Origin of the sequence: Pseudoalteromonas sp. P1-11, assembly GCF_001399995.1 — a bacterium.
Classification (GTDB): domain Bacteria; phylum Pseudomonadota; class Gammaproteobacteria; order Enterobacterales; family Alteromonadaceae; genus Pseudoalteromonas; species Pseudoalteromonas atlantica.
Genome location: NZ_LJSP01000003.1, coordinates 1 through 1,212 on the forward strand (window position 1 = coordinate 1; position 1,212 = coordinate 1,212).

General features: G+C 38.0%; 1 protein-coding gene. It reads right to left on the reverse strand.

The features are described 5' to 3' along the window. Positions 1-40: 40 nt before the first annotated feature. Positions 41-1,024, reverse strand: a complete 984-nt coding sequence (locus AN390_RS05730; RefSeq protein ID WP_055253199.1) for an IS110 family transposase — start codon at positions 1,022-1,024, stop codon at positions 41-43. Positions 1,025-1,212: the final 188 nt, after the last annotated feature.

A 1,212-nucleotide genomic window follows, 5' to 3' on the forward strand; every position in this document is an offset into this window, starting at 1 on the left:
CCGTAGATACCATCTCTCATTTTAAGCTTCAAGGTCGTACTTAACTTTCTTGGAGCTTAAACTCTTCTTGGTTTTTTATTACACCAAAACATATATGAATGAGCTTTCTCATATTCGCACATACAGCTTGCATCGGTGTTTTACCGTTATTTATTAATGTTAACTTGTGTCGTTTTATTCTTTTATTCCATTGCCCAGCGACAATGGCTGCCATGTAGAGTTTACAGCGAATTCTGGCTGGCCCAAGTTTACTGATTGTTGTTCGCCCTTTTAATTTACCCGATTCATTGTGCCGTGGGATTAATCCACAATAAGCAGCTGCTTCTTTGGCTTTATTAAACTTTTTAGCCGCAAACAAATATGTCAGCTCTCTCGATAATACATGCCCAATGCCAGGTATAGACTCTAGTAGTTTCCTGTTTCTTTTTAAACCAGGCTCATTATCTATGTGATCATCAATGTCAGATTTAAGCTGTTTAATTTCGTCATCTAAAAATGCGATAGTCACTTTTATCGATTGGCGAACACGTGCTGAAACGTTGCTGAATTCACTTGCTTCTAATCGGTTAGTTTCTCGTTGCCGGTTACTCTCAAGCGCATCTAAACGACGGATAAGGGCTTTAAGCTCTCTAACTTCTAACGCTTCAGGTTGCCAATAATCAACGACTGCGTGCTTTGCACAGCCGTAGTGGGCAAGCATCGTTGCATCAGATTTGTCTGTTTTATGAATTATGTTTAACGCGTCAGCATACTTTTTCGCTTTGCCTGTATTCGCTAAAATAATATTAAAGCCTTGCTCATGTAAAAAATACATCAGTGCTTCATGATAAACACCCGTTGGTTCGAGGGTGATAACGAGCTCACTAGCAACGCTTTTAGTTGTATTTAAAAGCCATTTTTCTATTTTCTCAAAGTCTTGATGCTTGTTTTTAAAGACTTTTGTTTTAATCTTGTTTGTAAGCTGGTCTCTCAACCACGATAAATCAATTTTCTCTTTACTAATATCAATGCCGATAAACATCATCTCTACTTACTCCCCTTGTACATACAGCATCTACTTAAATAAAAGTGTGCTTGGATACCATTCAGTTTGTGAGAATAGAAAGTCAGGGCTTTATCTACGGAGCAGTATTAAATACTAGGCGCAAAGGCAAGCTCACTGACTTCGATGTGATAAATGATAGCTAATCATTTATCAACGAGAGATACAAG

Bases quoted from the DNA above. Each gene is read 5' to 3' on its own strand.
- AN390_RS05730 (WP_055253199.1), bottom strand. From the start codon at position 1,024: ATGATGTTTATCGGCATTGATATTAGTAAAGAGAAAATTGATTTATCG.